The following is a 25237-nucleotide window of genomic DNA, read 5'->3' on the forward strand; positions in this document are numbered from 1 at the left end:
GGGCGGCCCCGTCTCAGCGGGCGGGCGGGACGGAGACCGCCATGGTCATCTCGACGGTCTCGGTGCCCTTGTTGCGGTAGGCGTGGGGGACGTTGGCCTCGAAGACCGCGGAGCTGCCGGCCGGGACCTGGTGTTCCTCGCCGTCGATGTCGAGCGTCAGGATCCCGGCGGTGACATGGAGGAGTTCCATGGTGCCCTCGGGGTGCGGGTCAGAGGCGCTGGCCTCGCCCGGCATCAGCCGCCACGACCACAGCTCCAGCGGGCCGCGGGCGTCGGTGCCGGCGAGGAGGGTGGTGTGGCTGCCGGCCGGGGTGGACCACATACGGACGGCCTGGTCGGCGGGGACGAGCTTGACCTGCGGCCCCTGCTCGTGGTCGAGCAGCGTGGTGATCGAGACGCCGAGCGCGTCGGCGAGCTTCACGGTGGTGCCGACGCTGGGGTTGGTACGGGCCTGCTCGATCTGGATGATCATGCCGCGGCTGACGCCGGCGCGGGCGGCGAGCGCGTCCAGGGTGAAGCCGCGTTCGTTGCGCCACCGTTTGAGGTTGCGGGCGAGCGACTGGGTGAGCTGGTCGAGATCCGACACATTCCGTCCAATATTTTGGATGACAGAGTTTAGGATACTGCACTACGGTGTGGTGCACTCCACCGTCCACCGCACTGTACTGCGAGGCATCCCATGACAGCACTGTTCGCCCTCGCCACCAGCCTCCTGTGGGGGCTGGCCGACTTCGGCGGCGGACTGCTGACACGCCGTATGCCCGCACTGACCGTCGTCGTCGCCTCCCAGACCATCGCCGTCGTGGTCCTCGGCGCCCTCGTGATCGCCACCGGTGGCTGGAGCGAAGCCGGACCCCAGCTCTGGTACGCGGTGGCGGCGGGCGCGGTCGGCCCGGCCGCGATGCTCTGCTTCTACAAGGCACTCGCGCTCGGCCCGATGGGCGTGGTCGCCCCGCTCGGCTCCGTCGGCGTGCTCGTACCGGTCTCCGTCGGCCTGCTCCTGGGCGAGCGGCCGGGCCTGCTCCAGTACGGCGGCATCGCCGTCGCGATCGTCGGCATCGTCCTCGCCGGCGGACCGGAACTGCGCGGCGCGCCCGTACAGCGCCAGGCGATCGTCATGACCCTCGTCGCGGCCTTCGGGTTCGGCGCCGTCCTCGCCCTCATCGCCGAGGCCTCCACGACACTGACCGGCCTCTTCCTCGCCCTGTTCGTCCAGCGCGTCACCAACGTCGTCGTGGGCGGCGCCACGCTGTACGTCTCCGTCCGCCGCGGCGCCCCCGCCCTCCCCCAGGAGGGCGGCATGCGGGCCGTCTGGGCCGCGCTCCCCGCACTGGCCTTCGTCGGCCTCGCGGACGTCGCCGCCAACGGCACGTACTCCATCGCCGCCCAGATCGGCCCCGTCACCGTCGCCGCCGTCCTCGCCAACCTCTACCCGGTCGTCACGGCCCTGGCCGCGCGCGGGGTGCTCAAGGAGAAGCTGCGCACCCTCCAGGCCGCGGGCGCGGGGCTCGCACTGGTCGGCACGGTGCTGCTCGCCTCCGGCTGATCAGCCTTCCTGGGTCTCCAGTTCGGCGAGCGCCGCGAGCTGCCCGGGGGTGATCCCGTCCGGTATCGGCACGGGAGCGGGCGTACGCAACGGCGGCTGCCAGCCCCGCTCCCGGTCCCAGCGGCGCACCACGCGCGCGGGGGCACCCGCCACGACCGCGTGGTCGGGCACCTCTCCCCGTACGACGGCGCCCGCCGCCACGACCACGTTCCGGCCGAGCCGGGCGCCGGGCAGGATCACGGCGTTGGTGCCGATCCAGCAGCCCGGCCCTATCTCCACCGGCGCCGAACGCGGCCACTGCCGGCCCACCGGCTCATCCGGGTCGTCATAACTGTGGTTCGTCGACGTCACATAGACGTACGGACCGAAGAAGCAGTCGTTGCCGATGGTCACGCGCGCGTCCGCGATGACATGGCTGCCCCGGCCCAGCACCACGCCGTTGCCGAGCGTCAGCACGGGATCCGGGCCGAGGTCGAGATCCGGCATCATCCCGGCGGTGAGCGTCACCTGCTCTGCGACGATGCAGTGGTCCCCCACCTCGATCCACTGCTCACCGAAGACGGTGCCCTGAGGGAAGGCGAGCCGCGTGCCCGACCCCAGCCGGCGAAACCGCAGCCGCCCCGGCTGCTCGGCGGTGACGGCGCCCGCCTGCTGAGCCCAGCGCCACGTGCCCTGGACGGCACGGGCCACGGCGCGGCGCCGCCAGGCGGTCAGAGACGAGAACGTGTTTCTGTTCTTGGGCACCCGCACACGGTAGTCCGCGGCGCCTGGCGCGATCACTGCGGTGAGCTGTGATGTTCACCCCACCCCCGGATCCCGGCGGCCAGGTCCGTCGCTTACCGTTCGTACGGCGCGACGAAGCGGTGACAATCCTCGAAGGAGCAGAGCGATGGCAGAGCGTGCGTTGGTCGGTGGGGTGGGCGGCAAGCAACCGAAGATCGACCCGGACGCGTTCACCGCACCCACGTCCGTCGTCCTCGGTGACGTGACGATGGCCGCGGGGGCGAGCGTCTGGTACCACGCCGTGCTGCGCGCGGACTGCGGGCCCATCACCCTCGGCGCCGACTCCAATGTGCAGGACAACTCCACCGTGCACGTCGACCCCGGCTACCCGGTCTCCATCGGCGAACGCGTCTCCATCGGCCACAACGCCGTCGTCCACGGCTGCACCATCGAGGACGACTGCCTGATCGGCATGGGCGCCACCGTCCTCAACGGAGCCCACATCGGCGCCGGCTCACTCGTCGCCGCGCAGGCGCTGGTGCCGCAGGGGATGGTGGTGCCGCCGGGCTCCCTGGTCGCGGGCGTACCGGCGAAGGTCAAGCGGACGCTGACAGAGGAGGAGCGCGAGGGGCTCACCCTCAACGCGGCGATGTACCTCGGCCTGGCACGCGACCACCGGGCTGCTTTTTAGGGGGCTCGGTTCTCCTCCGGGGCGCTTTGAGCGTGCGCCGACGGTCGATCGTGCTCGGCTGCTCGTTCCTCGCAGCCTCCGCGCTCCCCCTACCTTCGGTGGGGGGACCCCCATCCCTTTCGGCGCCCGCGCGCCCCTTCGGCTCACTCGCCGGGGCCGTCGGGGTGGGCGCGCCCCTTCAGCGGCCGGCGGGCTCACGCTCGGCCGCGGGCGTGACCGCGGCCTCGGCCGCCGCCTCCTGGCGGGCCGCGGCCTTCTTCGCACGGCTCTTCAGGACCAGCATGGACGTTAGACCGAAGGCCACCGCGAGGACCAGACCCAGCCAGGAGAACCGCTTCAGCCACGCCTCGGCGACCACACCCACCGAGTAGATGACGGCCGTGGTGCCGCCGGCCCACAGGATCCCGCCGAAGACATTGGCGATGAGGAACTTCCAGTACGGCATGCGCAGCACACCCGCGAGCGGCCCGGCGAAGATCCGCAGCAGCGCCACGAACCGGCCGAAGAAGACCGCCCACATGCCCCACTTCTCGAAGGACCGCTCGGCCATGGCGATGTTGGCCTCGCTGAAATGCTTGGGGAACTTGCCCCCGAGCCAGGCCAGCAGGGGCCGGCCGCCCTTGCGACCGATGGCGTAGCCGATCGAGTCGCCGATGATCGCGCCGGCGGTCGCGCAGGCGCCCAGGACGTACGGGTCGATGTCACCGTGCTGGGAGGCGAGCAGCGCGGAACTGACGAGAACGATCTCACCCGGCAGCGGGATGCCGAGGCTCTCGAGCCCGATCACCACCCCCACCAGGAGATAGATAGCGACCGGGGGCACGGTCTCGAGCCACTCCTGGACGTGCAACGCAGGTTCCTCCCGTATCGACAACCCCATGGCACCCAAGGGTCCCGGGGCCGGGCGAAGCCTACCTGGTGACGCGAGACCGCCCCCGCACCCCAGGCGGGGTACGGGGGCGGTCCTGGCGAGGGCGCCTCAGGCGTTGGGGCGCAGGGTCCAGACGACCGTCATCTCACCGGTCACCGCGCCGTCCTCGCGCGTGATGGCGATGGCGACGGGGAACTCCGGGCGCTCGCCGGCGTCGAGCTCGGCGATGACGTCGGCGGCCGGGCGGCCGAGGGTGGCGGTCGCGGTGACGACGCCCATGGCGAGCTTCTTGTAGCCGATCTCGGCCTTGACGGCGAGCGGGACGGCGCGGTTCAGCTCGGCACCGAAGGCGGCCAGGACGATCGCGCCGCTGGCGGACTCGGCCAGCGTGAACATCGCTCCGGCGTGCGGACCGCCGACGTGGTTGTGGTAGTCGGGCTGGTCCGGCATGCGCACCACGGCACGCTCGGCCGTGGTCTCCAGGAACTCCAGGTTGAGGGTCCTGGCCATGGGGACGGTGGCGGCGAGCATCTCGCCGACGGTCATCTGATCTGCGCTCATGGCCGCGATGTTACCCATCGGTAGCACCCTTGGCCATCCCTCCGGCCGACGGGAGGAGGGGGCCGGGCGTGGCAGCGATCACGCCGCACCTCTATGGTTACTCGCCATGTGGCCAGGACAGCAGCCGCCCGGGGGCGAGCAGAACCCGCAGGACCAGAACCCGTACCAGCAGCCGGGTTACCAGCAGCCGAATCCGTACCAGCAGCCCGGATACCAGCAGCCGGGCTATCAGCAGCCCAGTCAGCCTCAGCCCGGCCAGCCGCCGCAGTACCCGCAGCCCGGCGCGTACCAGCAGCCGCCGACCGTGCCGCAGCAGATGCCGCAGTACGGCATGCCCGGTGCGCCGCAGCCCGGTGGTCCCGGCCAGGACAAGAAGAAGACGACGATCATCGCGATCGCCGCCGCGACCGCGGTGGTCGTGGCCGCGGGTGTCACCGGTTTCCTCGTCCTGAAGGACGACGAGAAGAAGACGGTGGCCGACGACCCCAAGCCGTCCGTTTCCGCGTCGAAGCCGGTCGAGTCCTCCGCGCCGCCGGTGGAGAACCCGCGCGGCGGGACGGACGCCAAGCCCACGATCCCGGGCTGGAAGGTCGTCTACAACCCGAAGTTCGGCACGCAGTTCGACGTCCCGGCCGACTGGGAGGTGCAGGGCACCGGCCACATCACGGGCTTCGACGACAAGAAGAAGAACGACGGTTCGGCGTACATCATCATGTCGGCCCCGGCCGACTACAAGTCCAAGTGGTGCAGCGAGGACTCCGACAAGGACGGCCGCATGGAGGACAGCGGCCTGGCCACCGCCGGTAGCCGTGGCGCCCAGGGCGCCAAGAACACCTCCGAGAACGCGCGTAACGAGGCGGGCGCCTGGGTCTTCGCCGGGTACGCGCAGGACGAGCCGGAGAACAAGCTCAAGCAGCTGATCAAGGTCAGCCCGGCCACGCCGTACACCACCAAGTCCGGTCTCACCGGTCATATGGCCACGGCCACCGCCACCGGCCTGACCAAGAAGACCAAGTGCGAGACGGACGGCAAGTCCATCGCGTTCAGCTTCAAGAACTCCAAGGGCGACTTCGCGTCGTTCGTCCTCTTCGCCAACAAGGGCATCAAGGACGAGCTGCCGGACACCATGATCCGGCAGATCCTCACCACGGTCCGGCTCGCGCCCGTGACCAAGGGATGAGCGAGGGCTGACCGAGAGATGACCGAGGGCCCGTAGCGCCCCGGTTCAACGGTTTGGATTCTGCGGCGGCGGCGGGGATAGTCCCTGGGTGACCACACCCGCCGCCGCACCCCGCCGGTCCCGCCGCCCCGAGTGGGCCGGGCGCAACTACTCCCTGCTGACGGCGGCCGCCGTCGTCACCAACCTCGGCGCCAACGGCGCGCTGATCGCGTCGGCGTTCGCGGTGCTGGAGTCCGGCGGCGACAGCGGCGACCTGGGCCTGATCGCGATGGCCCGGTTCCTGCCGCTGGTGCTCTTCCTGCTCATCGGCGGCGCGATGGCCGACCGCATACCCCGGCACCGCGTCATGGTCGCGGCCAACGCCCTCAACTGCGTCTCCCAGGGCCTGTTCGCCGTCCTGGTCCTCACCGGCCAGGCGCAGCTGTGGCAGATGCTGATCCTCACCGCCCTCTGCGGCACCGGCCAGGCCTTCTTCAACCCCGCCGCCGAAGGCATGCTCCTGTCCAGCGTCAGCGGCGAACACGCCAACCGCGCCTTCGCGCTGTTCCGGATGGCCATGCACGGCGCCGGGATCGGCGGAGCCGCGCTCGGCGGCGCGCTCATCGCGGCCGTCGGCCCCGGCTGGGTGCTGGCCGTCGACGCCATGGCCTTTGCCGTGGCCGGGGCGCTGCGCGCCTTCCTCGACGTCGGCCACATCGCCCCGCGTGAGGCCGGCGGCGGGCTCCTGTCCGATCTGCGGGACGGCTGGCGGGAGTTCACCGGCCGGCCCTGGCTCTGGTCGATCGTGGCGCAGTTCTCCGTGGTCGTCGCGGTCATCGGCGCCGCCGACGCCGTGTACGGGCCGCTGGTCGCCGAGGAGCATCTGGGCGGGGCGCGCCCCTGGGGTCTGGCGCTGGCCGCCTTCGGCGCGGGCACGCTCGGCGGCGCGCTGCTGATGATGCGCTGGAAGCCGCGCCGGATGCTGCTCGTGGGCACCCTGTGCGTCTTCCCGATGGCGCTGCCGTCGGCGTCGCTCGCGGTGCCGCTGGATGTGGTGGGGCTATCGGTGGCGATGTTCGTGAGCGGTGTCGCGATCGAGGTGTTCGGTGTGGCGTGGATGACCGCGCTGCACCAGGAGATCCCGGAGGACAAGCTCTCCCGGGTCTCCGCCTACGACTGGTTCGGCTCGACGGCAATGCTGCCGCTGTCCACGGCGCTGGCCGGCCCCGCCGAGGACGCCTTCGGGCGGGAGACGGCGCTGTGGGGCTGTGCGGCGCTGATCGTGCTCGTCACCGCGCTGGTGCTGCTGGTGCCGGACGTACGGAACCTGACGCGGCGTACGAAGCCGGTGGCCGCGGCGCCCGCGCCCGGCTCGGCCGATGCCTCGGCCCATGGCTCAGCCGATGGCTCAGCCGATGGCTCAGCCGATGCTGAAAGCGCCGTCGGGCGGCTCGGGTGACGGCACGGCGTCCTCGTCCCGTACGGGCGCCGCGTCGCCGATGAAGCGGGCCAGGGCCGTGCCGTGCTCCACGCGCGCGGGGAAGGCGTCGGCGGCCGAACGGCGGGCCATCAGCGCGGTGTCCAGGGGCGCGTGCGAAGCGACCAGGATCGCGTTGCCGAAGCGGCGGCCGCGCAACATGGCCGGTTCGGCGATGAGGGCGAGCTCGGGGAAGACGGCGGCGAAGGTGGCCAGTTGGGAGCGGAGGAAGGCGAAGGGCGCGCCGTCGGCCAGGTTGGCGGCGTAGATACCGCCCGGGCGCAGGACCCGCTCGGCCACGCGCGCGTACGTCAGCGTGGTGAGGTGCGCGGGCACCCGGGAGCCGCCGAAGACGTCCGCGATCAGGATGTCGGCGCTGTTCGTGGGCGCCGCCTCCAGCCAGGCGCGGGCGTCCGCGCCGTGCAGGGTGACATCGGCGCCGGCCGGGAGCGGCAGATGCTCGGTGACCAGGGCGAGCAGTCCGCGGTCCGCCTCGACGACGTCCTGGTGTGAGCCGGGCCGGGTCGCGGCGATGTAGCGGGGCAGGGTGAGGGCGCCGCCGCCGAGGTGGAGGACGTCGAGGGGTTCGCCGTCGTCCGCGGCGCTGTCCAGGACGTGGGCGAGGCGGCGCGCGTACTCGAATTCGAGGTGGGTGGGCTCGTCGAGGTCGACGTACGACTGGGGCGCGCCGTCGACGGTGAGCAGCCAGGCCCGGTCGCGGTCCACGTCGGGCATGAGTTTGGCGGTGCCGCCGTCGACGTCCCGCAGGACGGGGATCTGCTCGTTCACGCCCCCATTGTCCGCCCTGGCGCGTCCCCGCCGCGCCCGCCGCCCGTGGGGATGCCACGGGCGGCGGGCCACGGCGGGCCGGTCAGACCAGTTCGATCACGGTGCCGGCGCCGACGGTACGGCCGCCTTCGCGGATCGCGAAGCCGAGACCGGGCTCCAGCGGGGTGTCACGGCCCAGTTCGACGGTCATGGTGACCGTCTCGCCGGGCCGGGCCACCGCCTGCTCGCCGAGGTCGACCTCGCCGACGACGTCCGCGGTGCGGATGTAGAACTGCGGGCGGTAGCCGCTCGCCACGGGCGTGGTGCGGCCGCCCTCGCGCCCTGAGAGCACGTACACCTGCGCCCGGAAGCGGCGGCTGGGCACGACACTGCCGGGCGCCGCGACCACATGGCCCCGGCGTACGGCGTCACGCGTCACACCGCGCAGGAGCAGTGCCACGTTGTCCCCGGCCTGCGCGGACTCCATCGGCCTGCCGAAGGTCTCCAGGCCGGTGACGACACTCTCGCCGCCGGCGCCGAGCAGTTCGACCCGGTCGCCGACCCGGACGGTGCCGCGCTCGACGGCGCCGGTGACGACTGTGCCGCGCCCGGTGATGGTGAGGACGTTCTCCACTGGCAGCAGGAACGGCGCGTCCACGTACCGCTCGGGCATGGGCACATACGTGTCCACCGCGTCGAGCAGCGCCTCGACGGCGGAGGTCCAGCGCGGGTCGCCCTCGAGCGCCCGGAGTCCGGAGACCCGTACGACCGGGACGGCGTCGCCGCCGTAGCCGTGCGCGGTGAGCAGTTCGCGGACCTCGAGCTCGACGAGGTCGGTGATGTCGTCGTCGCCCGCGTCGGCCTTGTTGAGGGCCACGACGATGTGGTCGACGCCGACCTGACGGGCCAGCAGGACGTGCTCGGCGGTCTGCGGCATGATGCCGTCGAGCGCGGAGACGACGAGGATCGCCCCGTCGAGCTGGGCCGCGCCGGTGACCATGTTCTTGACGTAGTCGGCGTGGCCGGGCATGTCGACATGGGCGTAGTGCCGGGTGTCGGTCTCGTACTCGACGTGCGCGATGTTGATGGTGATGCCGCGCTGCGCCTCCTCGGGGGCGCGGTCGATGCGGTCGAAGGGGACGAAGGTGCCGGTGCCGCGGTCGCTGAGGACCTTGGTGATGGCGGCGGTCAGGGTGGTCTTGCCGTGGTCGACATGGCCCATGGTGCCGATGTTGAGATGCGGTTTGGTGCGCACGTATGCCGTCTTGGGCATGGCTCGTCCTTGAGCTGGAAGCTGAGAGTGGGGACCCCGGAGTCCTACCGACCCTCCCCCTGCGGGGTCCGCCGGACGATCCGGGAAGGGTCAGCTTCGGGCGCCGTCGAAGAGCGCCGTGCACGTGAGGAGTTCGGCCACGCCGGCAGCCTTCGGCGCGTCCGCGACTGCGGACGGCGCTGCGGGGAAGGCGAACCGGGACATGTCGACGATCATCGCCCGGCGGCGGGCGGACGTCGAATGGTTTTCCGCGCGGGGCGGCCGGGAAGTCCCGTGCGGCTCAGAGGTTCTTGAGGGCCTCGCGCACCGACAGCGGTGAGAGCCGGGTCCGGTGGGCGGTGACGAAGGCCCGTACGGCGTCGGGGTCGGCCTTGGCGTATTCGCGCAGGGACCAGCCGATCGCCTTGCGGAGGAAGAAGTCGGGGTCCTCGGCCCTGCGCAGGCAGTAGGCGAAGAGCCGTTCGGTGTCGGTGTCTTCCTTGAACCGCAGCTGGTGCAGGAGGGCGGTGCGGGCCACCCACAGGTCCGGATCGTCGATCCAGTCGTCCATGCGGCGGGCGAGGGCGCGGTCGGCGTGGACGAGGCCGCCGACGACATGCGAGGCGAGCGCGTCGACGGTGTCCCACCAGGAGACGGTCCGCACGAGCTGGTGGGCCACGGGCAGGAAGCCGGAGGTGCAGCGTGTGCCGTGGCGGCGCAGATAGTCGACGGCGAAGTAGTGATATTCGCGCTCGGGCAGGGCGAAGCAGCGCAGGGCGATCGCCGCGCAGTCGGTCTCGTCGGGGCGGGCGGTGCCTTCGAGGACCGTACGGGACAGGGCGCGCCGCTGGGGCGTGGGGATGCCGAGGAAGGGCGCGACGCCCTTCATGTAGGCGGCCGCCTCCTGGGCCCGGGCGGGGTCCGCGGCGGCGCCGTAGACCGCGGTGAGCCGCGGGAGCACGGTGTCGGCGAGCGCGCTCGTGGGCGGGGCGAGGGTCATGCGGTGCACATTACGGCGATCACAGGCCCCCGTCGGTTAGTCTCCCCGGATGCTCGACCCCGTGACCAGGCCGCAGGACGGTCTCACCATCCGTTGCACCCGGGCTCTGCTGTCTCCCTGGTCGCGGCTGTCTCTGCTCGTGGTGGTGCTGGCGTGCGCGGCGACGGCGGTGGTGCTGTACGAGCCGCAGCGGCTCCTCTCGGCCGGGTGGCCGCCCCAGGCGGAAGGAGCGGGCGCGGTATTCGTGTTCGCTCTCGCGTACGGGGCGTGTACGGCGGCGTTCGTGCCGAGGCCGATCCTGAATCTGGCCGCGGGGGCGCTCTTCGGTACCCAGGCGGGTCTGGTGGCGGCGGTGGCCGGCACGGTCCTGGGCGCGGGGATCGCGTTCACCCTTGGGCGGGTGCTCGGTCAGGACGCGCTGCGGCCGCTGGTGCGGGGGCGCTGGCTGACGGCGGCCGACGGGCAGCTGAGCCGGCACGGATTCCGGTCGATGCTGGCGATCCGGCTGTTCCCCGGGGTGCCGTTCGCGGCGGCCAACTACTGCGCGGCGGTGTCCCGGATGGGCTACGTGCCGTTTCTGGCGGCGACGGGGATCGGTTCGGTGCCGAACACCACGGCGTATGTGATCGCGGGCAGTCAGGCGTCCGCGCCGACGTCGCCCGCGTTCATGATCTCGACGGGCTTCATCGTGGTGACCGGGCTCGGCGGGGCGCTGGTGGCCTGGCACAAGCGCCACCGGCTGCGGGCGGCCGCTCCCCTTCCCGTACCGCAGGCCGTGGCTGCGGCCCGGGAGCCGGCGGGCGTGGGGGCCGGGGCCCCGGAGGACGCCTCCCGCGGGTGAGGCAGGGTACGGGGACGGGCCCTGGGGCGCGCCCCCGTACCGCGCGTCGGTGCCCGGTCAGAGGGTTTCGACGATCATCGCGTTGGCGAGGCCGCCCGCCTCGCACATGGCCTGGAGGCCGTAGCGCCCGCCGCGGGCGCGCAGGGCGTGGACCAGGGTGGTCGTCAGGCGGGTGCCGCTGGCGCCGAGCGGATGTCCGAGGGCGATGGCGCCGCCGTGCACGTTCACCTTCGCCGGGTCGGCGCCGGTCTCCTGCTGCCAGGCGAGGACGACGCTGGCGAAGGCTTCGTTGATCTCGAAGAGGTCGATGTCGTCGATGCCGAGTCCGGCCTTGCGGAGCACCTTCTCGGTCGCGGGGATGACACCGGTCAGCATGAGCAGCGGGTCCGAGCCGGTGACGGCGAAGCTGTGCAGCCGCGCGAGCGGGGTGAGTCCGAGTTGGGCGGCGGTCTCGGCGGCCATGATCAGGACGGCGGAGGCGCCGTCGTTGGTGGGGCTGCTGTTGCCGGCGGTGACCGACCAGTCGATCTGCGGGAAGCGCTCGGCGAATCCGGGGTCCTCGAAGGCGGGGCGCAGCCCGGCGAGGATCTCGGCGGTGGTGCCGGGCCGTACGGACTCGTCCTTGCTCAGCTCGCCGTAGGGCGCCACCTCGGCGTCGAAGCGTCCCTCGTCCCAGGCGCGGGCGGCCCGCTGGTGGGAGGTGACGGCGAAGGCGTCCATGGCGTCGCGGCTGAGGGACCACTTGGCCGCGATCAGTTCGGCGCTGACGCCCTGCGGGACAAGGCCCTCGGGGTAGCGCTCGGCGACTCCGGGGCCGAAGGGGTCGGTGCCCGGGGGCACGTTGGACCACATGGGGACCCGGCTCATCGACTCGACTCCGCAGGCGATCACGATGTCGTACTCCCCCGAGCGCACGCCCTGGGCGGCGAAGTGGACGGCCTGCTGGGAGGAGCCGCACTGGCGGTCGACGGTGGTGGCGGGCACCGACTCGGGGAATCCGGCGCCGAGCCAGGCGTAGCGGGTGGTGTTCATGGCCTGTTCGCCGACCTGGTCGACCGTGCCGCCGATGACGTCGTCGACGAGGGCGGGATCGACCCCGCTCCGTTCGACGAGGGCGCGCAGGGTGTGGGAGAGCAGGGCGACCGGATGGACCTGGGCCAGGGCACCGGTCGGCTTGCCCTTTCCGATCGGGGTACGGACGGCTTCGACGATGACGGCGTCGCGCATGACTGACGGCTCCTCGCTGCATCGGGAGATCACCCGGTGAGTTGGAAATCTGGACCAACACTCGTCAGTAACATAACCCTGTGCGTTTGAATTTCAAACCCTCTCGGGAAGCTGTTTTAGGCTGACCCCATGACGGCCACGCGCAAGGACCCGCGCCCCTGCTCCATCGCCGACGCCCTCGCGCTGGTGGGCGAGAAGTACTCCCTGCTCGTGCTGCGCGAGATCTCGCTCGGGGTCCGCCGCTTCGACCGGATCGCCCGCAACACCGGCGCCCCGCGCGATGTGCTCACCGCGCGGCTGCGGCGCCTGGTGGAGGCGGGAATCCTGGAGAAGGTGGCGTACAGCGAACGCCCCCAGCGCTTCGAGTACCGCGCCACCCAGGCCGGCCAGGAGCTCCAGCCCGTACTGCTGACCCTGATGGCCTGGGGCGACCGACATGTAGGCGGCGACCGGCCGATGGTCCTCACCCACACCTGCGGGGCGACGCTCACCCCGCGCGTGGTCTGCGACTGCTGCGGCGAGCGGGCGGACGCTACGAGCCTCACCCCGCACGTCCAGAGTCCGGGCTGGACGACGACCGGACCCGCCGAGTCCTGAAGCCCGCCCGCGGGCGACCGGACCGGCGTTCACCCAGGGGCGGTACGCTGCGCAGCGACCGGCGGTCGATCTACGGCCGCCCGTCTTCTTGCCCGCTGACCGCTAACGCACATCCGGGACGGCCCTAGCCCCATGAGTTGGTTCGAATCGTTCATCCTCGGACTCGTCCAGGGGCTGACGGAGTTCCTGCCCATCTCGTCCAGCGCGCATCTGCGCCTGACGGCGGCCTTCGCGGGGTGGGAGGACCCGGGCGCGGCCTTCACCGCGATCACCCAGATCGGTACGGAGACGGCGGTTCTGATCTACTTCCGCAAGGACATCGTCCGGATCGTGTCGGCGTGGTTCCGCTCGCTGACGAACAAGGCGATGCGCTCCGACCACGACGCGCAGATGGGCTGGCTCGTCATCGTCGGCTCGATCCCGATCGGCGTGCTCGGCATCACGCTCAAGGAGCAGATCGAGGGCCCGTTCCGGGATCTGCGGCTGATCGCCACCACGCTGATCGTCATGGGTGTCGTGCTCGGCCTCGCGGACCGGCTCGCCGCCCGCGACGAGATGGGCGGCCGGCACCGCGCGAGCCGCGAGCGCAAGACGCTCAAGGACCTGGGGGTGCGGGACGGCCTGATCTACGGCATCTGCCAGGCGATGGCCCTGATCCCCGGCGTCTCCCGGTCCGGCGCCACGATCAGCGGCGGCCTGCTGATGGGCTACACCCGCGAGGCGGCGGCCCGCTACTCCTTCCTGCTCGCGATCCCGGCGGTGCTCGCCTCGGGCGCCTACGAGCTGAAGGACGCCGGCGAGGGGCATGTCTCCTGGGGTCCGACGATCTTCGCGACGATCATCGCCTTCGGCGTCGGATACGCGGTGATCGCGTGGTTCATGCGATTCATCACGACCAAGAGCTTCATGCCGTTCGTGATCTACCGGATCATCCTCGGCATCGCGCTGTTCGTCCTGGTCGGCACGGACACCCTGAGCCCGCACGCGGGCGAGTCGGGCGGCGGCCTGAGCAGCGACCGGTGACCTGAGCCGTACGGCCGACGGGCCCGCCCCGGGATGGGGGCGGGCCCGTCGGCCGTTCTCTGTGGTCAGACGATGGGGCCACTGTTCGGAATCGGTACGCCACTGAGGTCCGCGCCGCCGGTGGCCTCCGAAACGAGGGGCCCAAGGGCGGTGTCCGGCTGAAGGAGCCCGGGCCCGGCGGTGCCGGTCTCGGTCGCGGAGGCGGGCTGCTGGGGGCTGACGAGGGCCGTGACCACACCTGCGGCGAGGGAGGCGACGGCGAGCATGCTGCGCTTCTTCATGCCCAGAACAACTGCGGACACGCCCGCGGGGTCACGGCGTGCCGGGAGGGGACGTCCGGCGCACCCTGAAGGCATGCCCAGAGACCCCTCCTGGGCCCCCCGCCGGCCACCCACCGGCCCCGCATGGGCCGCTCCCCCGCCCCCGCCACCACCCCGCAGGACCGCACGGAACTGCCTGGTCGTGGCCCTGGTGATCGGCGCGCTGGTGGTGGCACTCCTCGTCGGCCTGCTCGTCGCGCTCGGCGGGGACGACGACGGCCCCACTCCCGTACCGCCGACGCGGCCGGCCACCACCCCGACGGCCACCTCCAGGGGACATGTCGAGGACGTGGCCATCGACGCGTGCGAGGTCGATCCCACCACCGGCTGGGCCTCTGCCCGTCTCACGATCACCAACCGCAGCAGCAAGACCAGCAGCTACGCCGTCTCCGTCGAATTCGTCACCCGCTCGGGCACCCGCGTCGACGAAAGCCTCGTCGGCACCAGCAACCTCGCCCCCGGGCAGAAGGCGGAGGTGACCGCACAGGGGCTCAAGAAGGTCTCGGGTGCCATCACTGCAAGGTGACGGAGGTGACCCGGTACGCGTCCTGACCGGGCGCGCGGGAGGCGGGAGGCGGGGGGCGGCCCGTCCCCCGGCCGGGGGCGGGGCTCCGGCGCGAGGGAGGGGGACGGGCTCGCGTCCGGGCGGACGGGGGACGAGCTGCGCGCCGGACCAGGGCGGGCCGCCGGGCTCGGGGGTGTCTCCGACGGCCTCTCATTCAGCTGCGCCCCATCCGAACGGACCTGACGAGCGTCCCGCCGTCCGCCGTTGCCCGCGAGCGTGTGCGCCGCATATATCTACGTACTCCGTTCACACCCCGTGTGAAGCCGGACGATGCGATCTTTCCCGGCACGGCGCACCCTGGTGCCATGGCCTGGCAACCACCCATCGTCGTGCACCGCCCCGACGCGGACGGCGGGCGCCGTGTCACCGTGCGCGGACAGATCGTCGGACTCGCGCACAACGACACCGACCTGGTCGAGTTCTTGCGGCGCGCAGGGCTTGACGACGCCGACATGATCCTCGACGACCCCCATCTGGTCGAGTGGCGCGGCGGCCGGCCGCACCGCTGGGAAGCCGCCTGAACCGGACACCGTCCGAGAGGGCCCGCACGGCTCTTGGCCCGGCGCCGTCCGCTGCCCGACACTGAGGCGATGACACAGCGCGTGGAGCTCGCGACCGTGATGGACCGCCTGGCCATCGATGAGGTGATCACCGGGTACGCCGTGGCCGTGGACGACGCCGACTGGCCCGCCTACCGCGCCCTGTTCACCCGGGACGGCCGCGCCGACTACCGGGGCTCGGGCGGTATCGAGGGGGCGGCCGGTGACGTCGCCGACTGGCTGGCCGGGACGATGCGACTGTTTCCCGTACGCCAGCATCTGATCGTCAACCGCCGGGTCCGCATCCAGGACCTCGGCGGCTACCCGGGCGACAGCGCCGAGGTGCTCGCCGACTACGTGAACCCCATGCGACTGGAGTCGGGGGACGACTTCGTGTCCGGCGGGCGCTACACCTTCGCGCTGCAGCGCACCGACGCGGGCTGGCGGCTGCGGTCGGTGGTCGTCCACGAGAAGTGGCGGCGCACGAGCGGGCCGTCGCGGTAACACCGGCCGGGTGCTGTCGGCGGGCGCCCCGGCATGCCCTCTGTCCCCGCCCGTCCCGTACCGCGCACACTGGAGGCGGACATCGTTCCTGGAGGCCGGTCGAGGAGGCGCGGTATGGGCACGCTCCCCTCCCCCGAGCCCCGGCCGCGCCCGCCCTGGTGGCGGCTGCCGGCCGTGCTCGCCGCCGGTGCGCTGCCCGCGCTCGCCTTCCCGGCGCCGTCCCTGTGGTGGCTGGCGTACGGAGCCCTGGTGCCATGGATGCTGCTCCTGCGCACCGCCGCGTCCGGGCGCCGCGCGGCCCTCGAAGGCTGGCTCGGCGGCATCGGTTTCATGCTCGCCGTGCACCACTGGCTGATGCCGAGCCTCCATGTGTTCATCCTCCTCATCGCCGCACTGCTCGGGCTGCTGTGGGCGCCGTGGGGCTGGCTGGTGCGGTCCGTGCTGGGCGGCCCGCTCTCGCCCGGCCGGGCCGCCGCCGCGCTGCTCGCCGTCCCCTGCGGGTGGCTGATGGTCGAACTGGTCCGTTCCTGGGAGGGGTTGGGCGGGCCCTGGGGGCTGCTGGGGGCCAGCCAGTGGCAGGTGCCGCCCGCGCTGCGGCTCGCCTCCTTCGGCGGTGTGTGGCTGGTGACCCTGCTGGTGGTGGCCGTCAACACCGCCCTGACCCTGCTGGTGTCGGCCGCGCGGATGCGTACGGTCGCGATCCTCGCCCTCACCGGACTGTCCGTATGCGCCGCCACCATGGCGTCGATGTGGCTGTGGGTGCAGCCCCCACCGGAGACCGGGGAGGTACGGGTCGGGGTGGTGCAGCCCGGTGTGCTCAACGGGGTCGGCGGGCCCGAGCGGCGCTTCACCCGGGGCGAGGAGCTGACTCGTGAACTGGCCGGGCAGGACGTGGATCTGATCGTCTGGGGCGAGAGCAGTGTCGCCGCGGATCTCACCGCCCGGCCCGATCTGGCGGCCCGGCTGACCACGCTCGCCAAGACGGTCGACGCGCCCATCCTGGTCAATGTGGACGCGCGGCGGGCGGACCGGCCGGGCATCTTCAAGAGCAGCGTGCTCGTCGGCGTGGACGGGCCCACCGGGGACCGCTACGACAAGATGCGGCTGGTGCCGTTCGGCGAGTACGTCCCGGCGCGTTCGCTGCTCGGCTGGGCGACGTCGGTGGGCAAGGCCGCGAACGAGGACCGCAGGCGCGGCACCGCGCCCGTGGTGATGCGGCTGCCCGCGCAGGGGGACGCGCTGCGGATCGGCCCGCTGGTCTGCTTCGAGTCGGCGTTCCCCGACATGAGCCGGCGGCTGGTCCGGGACGGCACCCAGCTGCTGGTCGCCCAGTCGGCGACCTCCACCTTCCAGGACAGCTGGGCCCCGGCCCAGCACGCCTCGCTGGCGGCGCTGCGCGCGGCCGAGTCCGGCCGGCCGATGGTGCATGCCACGCTCACCGGCGTGAGCGCGGTGCACGGCCCGGACGGCGACCGGATCGGCCCCACGATCGGTACGGACACCGGCGCCGCCGCCGTCTACACGGTACCGCTGGCGACGGCGACGACCCCGTACGTACGGTTCGGCGACTGGCCGGTGTACGGCGCGCTCGGTGTGCTGGCCGTGCTGGCCGGCGCCGAGGGGGTCCGGTTGCTCAGGCGGCCTGCACCAGCGCCGTCCGCACGATCTGCTCACACAGCTCATGCGTCGTCAGGGCGTCCCGGGCGCTGAGGGTCTTGCCGACGCGTACGGCGTCGAGGAAGGCGAGCACGGCCTGTTCGATGCCGCGCTGGCGTGCGACCGGCACCCAGTCGCCCCGGCGGCGCACGCTCGGCTGGCCCTTGTGGTCGACGATGTCGGCGAGGTTGAGGACCTGGCGCTTGGTGTCCTCACCGGAGACTTCGAGGATCTCCTCGGTGGAGCCGTTCATCCGGTTCATCATGCCGATGGCGGTGAACCCGTCGCCGGACAGCTGCAGGACGACGTGGTGCATGAGTCCGTCGCGGATCCGCGCCCGTACGTCGGTGTGCTCGACGGGACCTGGGGCGAGGAAGCGCAGGGTGTCCACGACGTGGATGAAGTCGTCGAGGACGAGGGTGCGCGGGTCCTCGGGCAGCCCGACGCGGTTCTTCTGCATCAGGATCAGATCGCGGGGGTGCTCCAGGCACTGGGCGTAGCCGGGGGCGAGCCGGCGGTTGAAGCCGACCGCGAGGCTGACACCGAGCTGCTCGGCGAGCTCCACCACCCGCTGGGAGTCGGCCAGTTCGTAGGCGAGCGGCTTGTCGACATAGGTCGGCACCCCGGCCCGCAGGAGACGGGTGGTGATCTCGGGGTGCACGGAGGTGGGTGCGTGGACGAAGGCTGCGTCGAGCCCGGCGGAGAGCAGCGAGTCGAGGTCGGCATGGCGGCGGGCGGCCGGGATGTGGTGGCTCTCGCCGACCGTCTCCAGGGTGGCGGGGCTGCGGGTCTGGAGGTGGAGTTCGACTCCTGGCAGCGCGGCGAGCACGGGCAGATAGGCCTTCCGCGCGATGTCGCCGAGCCCGATGCAGCCAACCTTCACGGGGTCTCCCTATCGGTTCGTGTTGTGCCGTTCCGGCAGGTCATGACTGTCGGAAGCATACGTGGGGGCCGGCGGGGCCCAGTCGGCGATGCCGTCGAAGCCGCGCAGCACGATCCCGGGCCCGAAGCGGGAGACGGTGGCCATAAGGGTGTTGCGTACGGCGGCCGCGGGGGCGCCGCCGAAGGTGGCGAGGCGTCCGGCACAGGTCGCCTGACGGACGATGGCGGTGGTCCGGGGCAGCCGGTCGGCGGTGTACGCGGCCAGGGCGCGGTGCACGTCGATGCCCACGGGGGCGTACTGGCCGAGGACGACGGCGTCCTCGATCGCCTGGTTGCCGCCCTGGGCGAGGGTGGGCTGCATGGCGTGGGCGGCGTCGCCGAGGAGCGCGACCCGGCCGCGGTGGAAGGCGGGCAGCGGGACCTTCATGAAGTGGACGTCGTGGCGCAGGATCTCGTCGGGGCGTACGGCGTCGAGGATGCGCGGGATCGGGTCGTGCCAGCCCTGGAAGCGGCGCAGCAGTTCGGCCTTCTCGTCATCGGCGCGGGCGCCCGCGGGGGCCGTGGCCATGGCGTAGGCGTACACCCGTCCGCCCTTGAGGGGGTGGCTGCCCCACAGGCGGCCCGGGCCCCAGGTCTCGTGCGGGGTGAAGGGGCCGGGTGCGGGGATGACGAGCCGCCAGGTGGTGTAGCCGGAGTAGGCAGGGCCGGGGTGGCCGGGGAAGAGGGTGCGCCGGGTGGCGGAGCGGATGCCGTCGGCGGCGACGACGAGTCCGGCTTCGAGGGGGCCGTCGGGGGTGGTGACGACGGCGGGCCGGTCCGGGGCGCCAGGGTCGGTGAGCGTGGCGGCCGTGGCGGTGCGGACGGAGCCCTCGGGCAGGGCGTCGGTGAGCAGGCTGACGAGCGTCGCGCGGTGGAGGAGGACGAGCGGGCCGCCGTAACGCTCGGCGGTGGCGTGGGCGTCCAGGCGGGCGATCCAGCGTCCGCGCGGCGTGCGCAGGCCGCCGTCGCCCTGCCAGGCGGCGAGTGCGCGGACGCGGTCGCCGAGGCCGATGACGTCCAGGGCGCGCTGGGAGTTGGGGGCGAGGCCGATCGCGAAACCGACGGGGGTGAGGGCGGTGGCACGTTCCAGGACGGTGACCGGCCAGCCGCGCCGGTGCAGGGCGATGGCCGCAGTGAGTCCGCCGATTCCGCCGCCGATGACGACGGCGCGGGTGTGCTGCATGACTCCTCCTACGTAACTACATCCGTAGTGACGGATTGACCGTACTACACCCGTAGTGCGAGCGCACTACGGGTGTAGTCATCGCGGTAGGTTGTCCTCATGAGCTCCGGCACCACCCCCACCACACCCGCCGACTCGCGCCCCTCCTCGCGCGCCGAACTGATCGGCGACGCGGCGCTCGCCCTGCTCGCCGAACGCGGCATGCGCGGGCTCACCCACCGCGCCGTCGACGAACGGGCCGGCCTGCCGCAGGGATCGACCTCCAACCACGCGCGCACCCGCCAGGCCCTCCTCGAAGTGGCTGTACGGCGGCTGGCGGAACGCGAGGCGCGGGTGCTGACCCCGGAGGAGATGCCTGTGCCATCGGCGGGGACGCGGGAGCTGGCCGAAGCGCTCGCGACGGCCCTGCACCGCCATCTCAGCGGCCACCGCCAACTCCTGGTCTGCCGCTACGAACTGGCCCTGGAGGCCACCCGCCGTCCCGAGCTGCGCACCTTCTTCGACCGGACCGGCGAGGCCTTCCGCGGGCCGCTGGTCGCGCTGATGGCCGCGGCCGGCTCAGCCGCCCCCGAACGTCACGCGCTGGCCCTGGTCGCCTGGGCGGAGGGCCTGATGTTCTCCTGCGCGGTCGGCTCGTACCACTCCTCGGTGCCGACCTGGGACGAACTGCGTACGGGCTTCGACGAACTGCTCCACGGCATGCTCGACCGGTGACCGGGCCGGCCCCGAGGCGGTTTCGCGCGCCGGGGCGGGAAACCCCCTGGTCTTCGGGACCGTCGTGAGCGACGATTCGCGCCATGACCACAACGGAACGCACCGAACCGTCGACCACCGCGGGCGAGCGCGAGATGCTCGAAGGCTGGCTCGAATACCACCGCATGACGCTGGCCCATAAGTGCGCCGGGCTCGACGAGAAGAGCCTGCGCGAGACCTCCGCGCCGCCCTCCGACCTCTCGCTGATGGGCCTCATACGGCACATGGCGGAGGTCGAACGCGGTTGGTTCCGGCGGACGATGGCCGGAGAGAGCCGGGAGGACGCCGGCTGGATCTACTCCACCTCGGCCGACCAGGACGGCGACTTCCATCCGGGCGAGAGCGACACGTGGGAGGAGGCCTTCGCCACCTGGCAGGAGGAGATCGCCCGGGCCCGGGAGATCGCGGCCCGCTTCGACTCGCTCGACGATCTGGCCCTCGGCCGCCACCCGCGGCGCCCGATGGACTTCAACCTCCGTTGGATCTATACCCACATGATCGAGGAGTACGCCCGCCACAACGGCCACGCGGACCTGCTGCGGGAGCGGATCGACGGCGCCACGGGCGACTGAACGGCCCCCCTCTCCCCCGCGTCACCCGTGCGAGGCATTCTCCCCGCCGGGGGTTGGGAACACCGTGCTGCGCACAGCAGAGTGGCGCGGGTGCATCGAACGAGAACCACAGCGAGGGTCCTGGTCGGCGTCGCGGTCGCGGCCGTCTCCGGCTGCGTGTCGGTCGCGCCGCCGCCCGGCGGCCCGGCGCCGCTCCCGCAGACCCCCCGGTCCGCGGCCCAGGACGTGGCGCCGCAGATCGTCGGGGGTCCCGCCAAGGAGGCGCTGGAGGCCGCGCTGCCCGACCGGGACTCGCCACCGGAAGCGGACGGCTCCCCGGGCGGCGAATCGCCCCCGCCGCGCGCCGCCCCCGAGCCGGAACGGGCTCCGGCCACCCCGTCCGTACGGACGCCACGGGACGAGCGGCCCCGGCCGCGCCTGCCGGAGCTCCCCGACCTGCCACCGGACGTCCAGCTGCCCGAGGCGGCCCGGCCCCCGGCGGGCGGGGCGGGCCTGTGCGCCCTGGGCAAGAAGTACGGAGGCTGGCAGCCCCACAGCCGCCAGGCCCGGATCTGCGAGGACACCTACGGCACCCGCTGACGCGAACCCGGCGGGCTACTCCCCGCGCAGGTACGTCTCCAGCCGGTCGATCGCGGTCCGGACCCCGTGGCCGTAGCCGTCGTCCTCCAGGGCGTCGGACGCCGCGCGGGCCCGGTCCAGATGGATCCACGCGGCGTCGGGCCGGCGCAGCTTCACATAGTCGGCGGCGAGGCTGAGGTGGAGGGTCGGATACAGCGCCCGCAGCGCCGCCGCCTCGGCTGGTCCGGCGGGCCGCTCCCCGCCCAGGCACTCCGCCGCGGTGAGCGCCCGCAGGTCCCAGGCCAGCTCGGCGTCGGGGTCGTCCTGGGCGTCGGCGAGGTAGTGCGCGAGTGTGGAGCGGTGCAGCGGATCCCCGTCGGTGCCGATCTGCGCCCACAGCTCGCCAAGGCGGTTGCGGGCCTCCTCCCGGTCACCGGCGTGGAGCAGCATCGTGGCCTGCCCGATCTTGGTCAGGACGCCGTCGTCGGGCTTCCGCTGCTCGCTCATGGGGCCTCCGCGCCGGGTCCACGTGTCCACGCTCGGTCCCCTCGACGCTAGCCGCCACCGGCCCCGGCGGCCGACAGGCTCGGGTGCGGTCCCGGGCCTGTCAGCCGTACGCCCCCGCCGGGCGGACGACGCTACTCTCGAAACACGCCCTAGCCCTGGAGGCCGAGGTCCGGGATGCGCCAGTCGACCGGGGCATGGCCCTGCGCCGCGATCGCCTCATTGATCTGGGTGAACGGCCGGGAGCCGAAGAACTTCTTCGCGGACAGCGGCGAGGGGTGCGCGCCCTTCACCACCACGTGCCGCTCCTCGTCGATCAGGGGCAGCTTCTTCTGCGCGTAATTGCCCCACAGCACGAACACCGCCGGGTCGGGCCGGTCGGAGACGGCCCGGATCACCGCGTCCGTGAACTTCTCCCAGCCCTTGCCCTTGTGCGAATTGGGCTCGCCCGCGCGGACGGTCAGCACCGCGTTGAGCAGCAGCACACCCTGCTCGGCCCACGGCATCAGATAGCCGTTGTCCGGCACCGGGTGGCCGAGCTCCTCCTTCATCTCCTTGTAGATGTTCCGCAGCGAGGGCGGCGTCTTGACGCCGGGCCGGACGGAGAAGCAGAGACCGTGTCCCTGCCCCTCCCCGTGGTAGGGGTCCTGGCCCAGGACGAGGACCTTGACCCTGTCGAACGGCGTGGCGTCGAGGGCGGCGAAAACCTCCTCACGCGGCGGGTAGACCGGCCCCCGGGCCCGCTCCTCCTCGACGAACTCGGTGAGCTGCTTGAAGTACTGCTGCTGCAGCTCCTCGCCGAGGACGCCGCGCCAGGACTCGGGCAGCATGTCGGTGTCGGTCACGTCAACAACCTCCGGTAGGCGATCACTTCTCGGTCAAGAACCTACCGGGCACCACTGACAACGCCCGCCCGAGTCCGCCGGCCGCCCCTTGCGGGGCGGATCCGGCCGCTACCAGCTCTTCTTCCGCTGGAGCTCCCACAGCTGCATGACGGTCTGCGGGTCCATGGCGCGCTCGCCGCCGGCGATGTCCTCGCTGGCCGCCACGTACAGCTTGCCCTGCCACAGCGGCAGCAGCCGCACATCGCCGACGAGGATCTCCTGGGCCCGCTCGAACTGCTTGGTGACCGAGCCGCGGTCGCTCTCGCGCCGGGACTGCGGCAGCAGCTGCCCGGTGATCTCCGGGCTGTCGTACGGGGTGCGGAGCACGTTGTTCTTGCCGACGAACGGGGCGATGAAGTTGTCCGGGTCCGGGAAGTCGGGGAACCAGCCTCGGCCGAAGACGGGGTACTCGCCCTTCTGGTAGCCGGCCTGGAACTCCTTCCAGGGCTTGCCCTTGACCGTCACCTTGAACAGGCCCGACTCGTCGAGCTGGCGCTTGAGCTCGTTGAACTCCTGCGCGGTGGCGGAGCCGTACCGGTCGGTGGTGTACCAGAGGGTGAGCTCCACCGGCGCGTCGATGTCGGCGTCCTTGAGGAGCTTCTTCGCCTTGGCGACGCTCGGGTTCTGGAAGCGGTCGTAGAAGGCCGTGGTGTGGCCGGAGATGCCCTTGGGGACCATCGAGTACAGCGGCTCGGCGGTGCCCTTGTAGACCTTGGCGACGAGCGCGTCGCGGTCCACGAGCTGGGCGATGGCCTGGCGGACGGCGAGCTTGCGCACGGACGGGTCGGCGGTGTTGAAGACCAGGTAGCGGATGTCGGCGCCGGTCGACTCGACGAGCTGGAGGCCTTCGGTGCCCTTGCCCTTCTCCTGGATCTCGACGACCTCCTGCGCGGTCAGACCGCGGTTGGTGGCGTCGATCTCCTTCTTCTTCAGCGCGCCGACCATGGCCTCGGACTCCTTGAAGTACCGAATGGTCACACCGGTGTTCTTACGGTCGGCGAATCCGTTGTAATGCGGATTGTTGCCCAGTTCGGCCTTGTTGCCCTCTTCGTACGACTCCAGGACATAAGGGCCGGAGCCGGTGAGCTTTCCGTCCTCGCGCAGTTTGTCCGCCGGATATTCGGCCGGGTCCACGAGAGACATTGCGGGCGTGGCCAGAATGAACGGGAAGGTCGCGTCCGACTGGGTCAGATTGAAGGTGAGCTTCCGGTCACCCTCGACGTCGATCTTTCCGAGGGATCCGAGCAGACCGTTCGGGCCACCGTTGACGTTGATCGTCCGGATCCGCTCGATGGAGTGCTGGACCGCCTTGGCGTCCAGCACATGCCCGTTGGAGAACTTGAGGCCCTCCTTGAGCGTGCAGACGTAGACCTTGCTCGACTTGTCGGTGAATTTGCAGTCGGCGGCGTCGGGCTGCGGGGTCGTACTGCCGGTCGGGAAGCTCAGCAGCGTCTGGAAGACGTTGCGGTACAACTCCCACGAGCCGTCCCAGGAGGCAGCCGGATCGAGCGTGCTGGGGGCGCTGGTCGTACCGACGACGATCCGCTTCTCCCCATCGGCGTCGTCATCGGAAAAGGCACTGCATCCCGCCACCAGGGATATGGACGCAAGGGCTGCAGCGGCCTGCAGACTGGTCCGGTTGAACACGTGCACACGCTCCTCGTTCAGCCATGGGTCGGCCGACCATACCGCAGCGCCCCGCCAGGTCAATGGGCGACTCTGGCGGGGCACTCGAGTCATTCAGCAGTGAATCGGGCGGAATCCGGATCAGTGGACACCGGCGTTCAGGAACATTCCGCCGTCGACGACCAGGGTCTGGCCGGTGATCCAGTCCGACTGGTCGGAGGTGAGGAATGCGGCGGCGCCCCCGATGTCCTCCGGCACACCCAGCCTGCCCAGCGGATACGCGGCCGCCGCCTCCGCCTCCCGGCCCTCGTAGAGGGCCTGGGCGAATTTGGTCTTGACCACGGCTGGCGCGATGGCGTTGACCCGGACCGCCGGGGCGAACTCGTGCGCCAGCTGAAGGGTCAGGTTGACCATGGCGGCCTTGCTCATGCCGTACGCGCCGATGAACGGCGAGGCGGAGACGCCGGCGATCGAGGCGATGTTCACGATCGCACCGCCGTGCTCCTGCTGCCAGGCCTTCCAGGTCCGCTGGGCGAAGCCCAGCGCGGAGATCACATTGGTCTCGTAGACCTTGCGCGCCACATTGAGGTCGAGCTCGGCCAGGGGGCCGAAGACCGGGTTGGTGCCGGCGTTGTTCACCAGGAAGTCGACGCGGCCGAAGGCCTCCATGGTCCGTTCGACGGCGAGGGCCTGGTGGGCCTCGTCGTGGGCCTTTCCGGCCACCGCAATGACACGGTCGGCGCCCAGGCGCTCCACGGCCTCCTTGAGGGCGTCCTCGCCCCGTCCGGTGATGCAGACCCGGTCGCCACGGGCCACGAGCGCCTCGGCGATGCCGTAGCCGATGCCCCGGCTGGCGCCGGTGACCAGCGCGACCTTGCCGGAGAGCGGGGGAAGTTCGGTTGCGGTCATGTCCGTC

General features: G+C 71.9%; 29 protein-coding genes. 14 read left to right on the forward strand and 15 right to left on the reverse strand.

All coding sequences use genetic code 11. The annotated features are described in order from the left end of the window. Nucleotides 1-13: 13 nt before the first annotated feature. The gene (locus tag ACZ7LT_RS26445; protein ID WP_471238581.1) at nt 14-586 is read right to left on the reverse strand and encodes a helix-turn-helix domain-containing protein; all 573 of its coding nucleotides are present in this window, start codon (nt 584-586) and stop codon (nt 14-16) included. Between the two features lie 93 nt (nt 587-679). On the opposite strand from ACZ7LT_RS26445, the gene ACZ7LT_RS26450 reads away from it, so the two are divergent. Next, nucleotides 680-1546, forward strand: coding sequence for an EamA family transporter (locus tag ACZ7LT_RS26450; RefSeq protein WP_471238582.1), 867 nt, complete (start codon nt 680-682; stop codon nt 1544-1546). Here ACZ7LT_RS26450 and ACZ7LT_RS26455 read toward each other — a convergent pair whose 3' ends face one another. Beyond that, nucleotides 1547-2290, reverse strand: coding sequence for an acyltransferase (locus ACZ7LT_RS26455; protein ID WP_471238583.1), 744 nt, complete (start codon nt 2288-2290; stop codon nt 1547-1549). A 145-nt stretch (nt 2291-2435) separates the two neighbouring features. Between ACZ7LT_RS26455 and ACZ7LT_RS26460 the strand changes: the two genes are divergently transcribed. Further along, a complete protein-coding gene (locus ACZ7LT_RS26460) occupies nt 2436-2960 on the forward strand; it encodes a gamma carbonic anhydrase family protein (protein WP_471238584.1) in 525 nt (174 codons plus the stop codon). A gap of 178 nt (nt 2961-3138) precedes the next feature. Here ACZ7LT_RS26460 and ACZ7LT_RS26465 read toward each other — a convergent pair whose 3' ends face one another. Further along, a complete protein-coding gene (locus tag ACZ7LT_RS26465) occupies nt 3139-3810 on the reverse strand; it encodes a DedA family protein (RefSeq protein ID WP_471238585.1) in 672 nt (223 codons plus the stop codon). Between the two features lie 129 nt (nt 3811-3939). After that, nucleotides 3940-4377 carry a DUF4442 domain-containing protein gene (locus tag ACZ7LT_RS26470; RefSeq protein ID WP_471238658.1) on the reverse strand — a complete coding sequence of 146 codons (438 nt, stop codon included), beginning with the start codon at nt 4375-4377 and terminating at the stop codon, nt 3940-3942. Nucleotides 4378-4498: 121 nt separating this feature from the next. Between ACZ7LT_RS26470 and ACZ7LT_RS26475 the strand changes: the two genes are divergently transcribed. Beyond that, entirely contained in the window at nt 4499-5572 is a 1074-nt protein-coding gene (locus ACZ7LT_RS26475; protein WP_471238586.1) for a DUF8017 domain-containing protein, read from the forward strand. Nucleotides 5573-5660: 88 nt separating this feature from the next. Beyond that, on the forward strand, nt 5661-7010 hold the full coding sequence (locus ACZ7LT_RS26480) for an MFS transporter (RefSeq protein WP_471238587.1): 1350 nt from the start codon (nt 5661-5663) through the stop codon (nt 7008-7010). On the opposite strand, the gene ACZ7LT_RS26485 is transcribed toward ACZ7LT_RS26480, so the two are convergent. The 3 genes from ACZ7LT_RS26485 to ACZ7LT_RS26495 form a co-directional block, all read right to left on the reverse strand. After that, entirely contained in the window at nt 6972-7817 is an 846-nt protein-coding gene (locus tag ACZ7LT_RS26485) for a spermidine synthase (RefSeq protein ID WP_471238588.1), read from the reverse strand. The two genes, ACZ7LT_RS26480 and ACZ7LT_RS26485, sit on opposite strands and share 39 nt — an antisense overlap. A gap of 82 nt (nt 7818-7899) precedes the next feature. Continuing rightward, nucleotides 7900-9069, reverse strand: coding sequence for an elongation factor Tu (gene tuf / locus ACZ7LT_RS26490; protein ID WP_471238589.1), 1170 nt, complete (start codon nt 9067-9069; stop codon nt 7900-7902). 280 nt (nt 9070-9349) lie between these two features. Beyond that, nucleotides 9350-10048: a DNA alkylation repair protein gene (locus ACZ7LT_RS26495; RefSeq protein ID WP_471238590.1), complete on the reverse strand. Its 699-nt coding sequence runs from the start codon at nt 10046-10048 to the stop codon at nt 9350-9352. A 49-nt stretch (nt 10049-10097) separates the two neighbouring features. Here ACZ7LT_RS26495 and ACZ7LT_RS26500 point away from each other — a divergent pair, with 49 nt between their 5' ends. After that, entirely contained in the window at nt 10098-10889 is a 792-nt protein-coding gene (locus ACZ7LT_RS26500) for a TVP38/TMEM64 family protein (protein WP_471238591.1), read from the forward strand. A gap of 57 nt (nt 10890-10946) precedes the next feature. On the opposite strand, the gene ACZ7LT_RS26505 is transcribed toward ACZ7LT_RS26500, so the two are convergent. Continuing rightward, complete coding sequence (locus tag ACZ7LT_RS26505; protein WP_471238592.1) at nt 10947-12116, reverse strand: thiolase family protein; 1170 nt, start codon at nt 12114-12116, stop codon at nt 10947-10949. Nucleotides 12117-12245: 129 nt separating this feature from the next. On the opposite strand from ACZ7LT_RS26505, the gene ACZ7LT_RS26510 reads away from it, so the two are divergent. Together ACZ7LT_RS26510 and ACZ7LT_RS26515 are read left to right on the forward strand one after the other, a co-directional pair. Next, nucleotides 12246-12713: a winged helix-turn-helix transcriptional regulator gene (locus ACZ7LT_RS26510; RefSeq protein WP_471238593.1), complete on the forward strand. Its 468-nt coding sequence runs from the start codon at nt 12246-12248 to the stop codon at nt 12711-12713. A gap of 132 nt (nt 12714-12845) precedes the next feature. Continuing rightward, nucleotides 12846-13736, forward strand: coding sequence for an undecaprenyl-diphosphate phosphatase (locus ACZ7LT_RS26515; protein ID WP_471238594.1), 891 nt, complete (start codon nt 12846-12848; stop codon nt 13734-13736). Nucleotides 13737-13801: 65 nt separating this feature from the next. Here the strand turns inward: ACZ7LT_RS26515 and ACZ7LT_RS26520 are convergent, their stop codons facing one another. Beyond that, nucleotides 13802-14038: a hypothetical protein gene (locus tag ACZ7LT_RS26520; RefSeq protein WP_471238595.1), complete on the reverse strand. Its 237-nt coding sequence runs from the start codon at nt 14036-14038 to the stop codon at nt 13802-13804. A gap of 52 nt (nt 14039-14090) precedes the next feature. On the opposite strand from ACZ7LT_RS26520, the gene ACZ7LT_RS26525 reads away from it, so the two are divergent. From ACZ7LT_RS26525 to lnt, 4 genes are all read left to right on the forward strand, one after another. After that, complete coding sequence (locus ACZ7LT_RS26525; protein WP_471238596.1) at nt 14091-14582, forward strand: FxLYD domain-containing protein; 492 nt, start codon at nt 14091-14093, stop codon at nt 14580-14582. 344 nt (nt 14583-14926) lie between these two features. After that, nucleotides 14927-15142 carry a hypothetical protein gene (locus tag ACZ7LT_RS26530; protein WP_471238597.1) on the forward strand — a complete coding sequence of 72 codons (216 nt, stop codon included), beginning with the start codon at nt 14927-14929 and terminating at the stop codon, nt 15140-15142. A 69-nt stretch (nt 15143-15211) separates the two neighbouring features. Beyond that, nucleotides 15212-15664: a nuclear transport factor 2 family protein gene (locus tag ACZ7LT_RS26535; RefSeq protein ID WP_471238598.1), complete on the forward strand. Its 453-nt coding sequence runs from the start codon at nt 15212-15214 to the stop codon at nt 15662-15664. Between the two features lie 114 nt (nt 15665-15778). Beyond that, nucleotides 15779-17374: an apolipoprotein N-acyltransferase gene (gene lnt / locus ACZ7LT_RS26540; protein WP_471238599.1), complete on the forward strand. Its 1596-nt coding sequence runs from the start codon at nt 15779-15781 to the stop codon at nt 17372-17374. Here lnt and ACZ7LT_RS26545 read toward each other — a convergent pair. Together ACZ7LT_RS26545 and ACZ7LT_RS26550 are read right to left on the reverse strand one after the other, a co-directional pair. Next, on the reverse strand, nt 17298-18203 hold the full coding sequence (locus ACZ7LT_RS26545; protein WP_471238600.1) for a Gfo/Idh/MocA family protein: 906 nt from the start codon (nt 18201-18203) through the stop codon (nt 17298-17300). The two genes, lnt and ACZ7LT_RS26545, sit on opposite strands and share 77 nt — an antisense overlap. Nucleotides 18204-18212: 9 nt before the next feature. After that, nucleotides 18213-19424 carry an FAD-dependent monooxygenase gene (locus ACZ7LT_RS26550; protein WP_471238601.1) on the reverse strand — a complete coding sequence of 404 codons (1212 nt, stop codon included), beginning with the start codon at nt 19422-19424 and terminating at the stop codon, nt 18213-18215. Nucleotides 19425-19523: 99 nt separating this feature from the next. On the opposite strand from ACZ7LT_RS26550, the gene ACZ7LT_RS26555 reads away from it, so the two are divergent. From ACZ7LT_RS26555 to ACZ7LT_RS26565, 3 genes are all read left to right on the forward strand, one after another. Next, nucleotides 19524-20138 (forward strand): TetR/AcrR family transcriptional regulator, encoded by a 615-nt coding sequence (locus ACZ7LT_RS26555; RefSeq protein WP_471238602.1) that lies wholly within the window; start codon nt 19524-19526, stop codon nt 20136-20138. An 83-nt stretch (nt 20139-20221) separates the two neighbouring features. Continuing rightward, complete coding sequence (locus ACZ7LT_RS26560; protein WP_471238603.1) at nt 20222-20749, forward strand: DinB family protein; 528 nt, start codon at nt 20222-20224, stop codon at nt 20747-20749. 90 nt (nt 20750-20839) lie between these two features. Then, on the forward strand, nt 20840-21328 hold the full coding sequence (locus ACZ7LT_RS26565; RefSeq protein ID WP_471238604.1) for a hypothetical protein: 489 nt from the start codon (nt 20840-20842) through the stop codon (nt 21326-21328). A 15-nt stretch (nt 21329-21343) separates the two neighbouring features. Here ACZ7LT_RS26565 and ACZ7LT_RS26570 read toward each other — a convergent pair whose 3' ends face one another. The 4 genes from ACZ7LT_RS26570 to ACZ7LT_RS26585 form a co-directional block, all read right to left on the reverse strand. Continuing rightward, entirely contained in the window at nt 21344-21814 is a 471-nt protein-coding gene (locus ACZ7LT_RS26570) for a hypothetical protein (RefSeq protein WP_471238605.1), read from the reverse strand. A gap of 149 nt (nt 21815-21963) precedes the next feature. Beyond that, a complete protein-coding gene (gene ung, locus ACZ7LT_RS26575; protein WP_471238606.1) occupies nt 21964-22656 on the reverse strand; it encodes a uracil-DNA glycosylase in 693 nt (230 codons plus the stop codon). A 108-nt stretch (nt 22657-22764) separates the two neighbouring features. Continuing rightward, nucleotides 22765-24342 carry an ABC transporter substrate-binding protein gene (locus ACZ7LT_RS26580; RefSeq protein ID WP_471238607.1) on the reverse strand — a complete coding sequence of 526 codons (1578 nt, stop codon included), beginning with the start codon at nt 24340-24342 and terminating at the stop codon, nt 22765-22767. Between the two features lie 120 nt (nt 24343-24462). After that, complete coding sequence (locus ACZ7LT_RS26585; RefSeq protein ID WP_471238608.1) at nt 24463-25230, reverse strand: SDR family oxidoreductase; 768 nt, start codon at nt 25228-25230, stop codon at nt 24463-24465. Nucleotides 25231-25237: the final 7 nt, after the last annotated feature.

Source organism: Streptomyces sp. NPDC039465, assembly GCF_055639315.1.

Excerpts from the sequence above, each read along its gene's own strand:
- ACZ7LT_RS26450 (WP_471238582.1), top strand. The coding sequence starts at position 680 with ATGACAGCACTGTTCGCCCTCGCCACCAGCCTCCTGTGGGGGCTGGCC.
- ACZ7LT_RS26460 (WP_471238584.1), top strand. The coding sequence starts at position 2,436 with ATGGCAGAGCGTGCGTTGGTCGGTGGGGTGGGCGGCAAGCAACCGAAG.
- ACZ7LT_RS26470 (WP_471238658.1), bottom strand. The coding sequence starts at position 4,377 with ATGACCGTCGGCGAGATGCTCGCCGCCACCGTCCCCATGGCCAGGACC.
- ACZ7LT_RS26475 (WP_471238586.1), top strand. The coding sequence starts at position 4,499 with ATGTGGCCAGGACAGCAGCCGCCCGGGGGCGAGCAGAACCCGCAGGAC.
- tuf (WP_471238589.1), bottom strand. The coding sequence starts at position 9,069 with ATGCCCAAGACGGCATACGTGCGCACCAAACCGCATCTCAACATCGGC.
- ACZ7LT_RS26495 (WP_471238590.1), bottom strand. The coding sequence starts at position 10,048 with ATGACCCTCGCCCCGCCCACGAGCGCGCTCGCCGACACCGTGCTCCCG.
- ACZ7LT_RS26500 (WP_471238591.1), top strand. The coding sequence starts at position 10,098 with ATGCTCGACCCCGTGACCAGGCCGCAGGACGGTCTCACCATCCGTTGC.
- ACZ7LT_RS26505 (WP_471238592.1), bottom strand. The coding sequence starts at position 12,116 with ATGCGCGACGCCGTCATCGTCGAAGCCGTCCGTACCCCGATCGGAAAG.
- ACZ7LT_RS26510 (WP_471238593.1), top strand. The coding sequence starts at position 12,246 with ATGACGGCCACGCGCAAGGACCCGCGCCCCTGCTCCATCGCCGACGCC.
- ACZ7LT_RS26515 (WP_471238594.1), top strand. The coding sequence starts at position 12,846 with ATGAGTTGGTTCGAATCGTTCATCCTCGGACTCGTCCAGGGGCTGACG.
- ACZ7LT_RS26525 (WP_471238596.1), top strand. The coding sequence starts at position 14,091 with ATGCCCAGAGACCCCTCCTGGGCCCCCCGCCGGCCACCCACCGGCCCC.
- ACZ7LT_RS26530 (WP_471238597.1), top strand. The coding sequence starts at position 14,927 with ATGGCCTGGCAACCACCCATCGTCGTGCACCGCCCCGACGCGGACGGC.
- ACZ7LT_RS26535 (WP_471238598.1), top strand. The coding sequence starts at position 15,212 with ATGACACAGCGCGTGGAGCTCGCGACCGTGATGGACCGCCTGGCCATC.
- lnt (WP_471238599.1), top strand. The coding sequence starts at position 15,779 with ATGGGCACGCTCCCCTCCCCCGAGCCCCGGCCGCGCCCGCCCTGGTGG.
- ACZ7LT_RS26550 (WP_471238601.1), bottom strand. The coding sequence starts at position 19,424 with ATGCAGCACACCCGCGCCGTCGTCATCGGCGGCGGAATCGGCGGACTC.
- ACZ7LT_RS26555 (WP_471238602.1), top strand. The coding sequence starts at position 19,524 with ATGAGCTCCGGCACCACCCCCACCACACCCGCCGACTCGCGCCCCTCC.
- ACZ7LT_RS26560 (WP_471238603.1), top strand. The coding sequence starts at position 20,222 with ATGACCACAACGGAACGCACCGAACCGTCGACCACCGCGGGCGAGCGC.
- ACZ7LT_RS26570 (WP_471238605.1), bottom strand. The coding sequence starts at position 21,814 with ATGAGCGAGCAGCGGAAGCCCGACGACGGCGTCCTGACCAAGATCGGG.
- ACZ7LT_RS26585 (WP_471238608.1), bottom strand. The coding sequence starts at position 25,230 with ATGACCGCAACCGAACTTCCCCCGCTCTCCGGCAAGGTCGCGCTGGTC.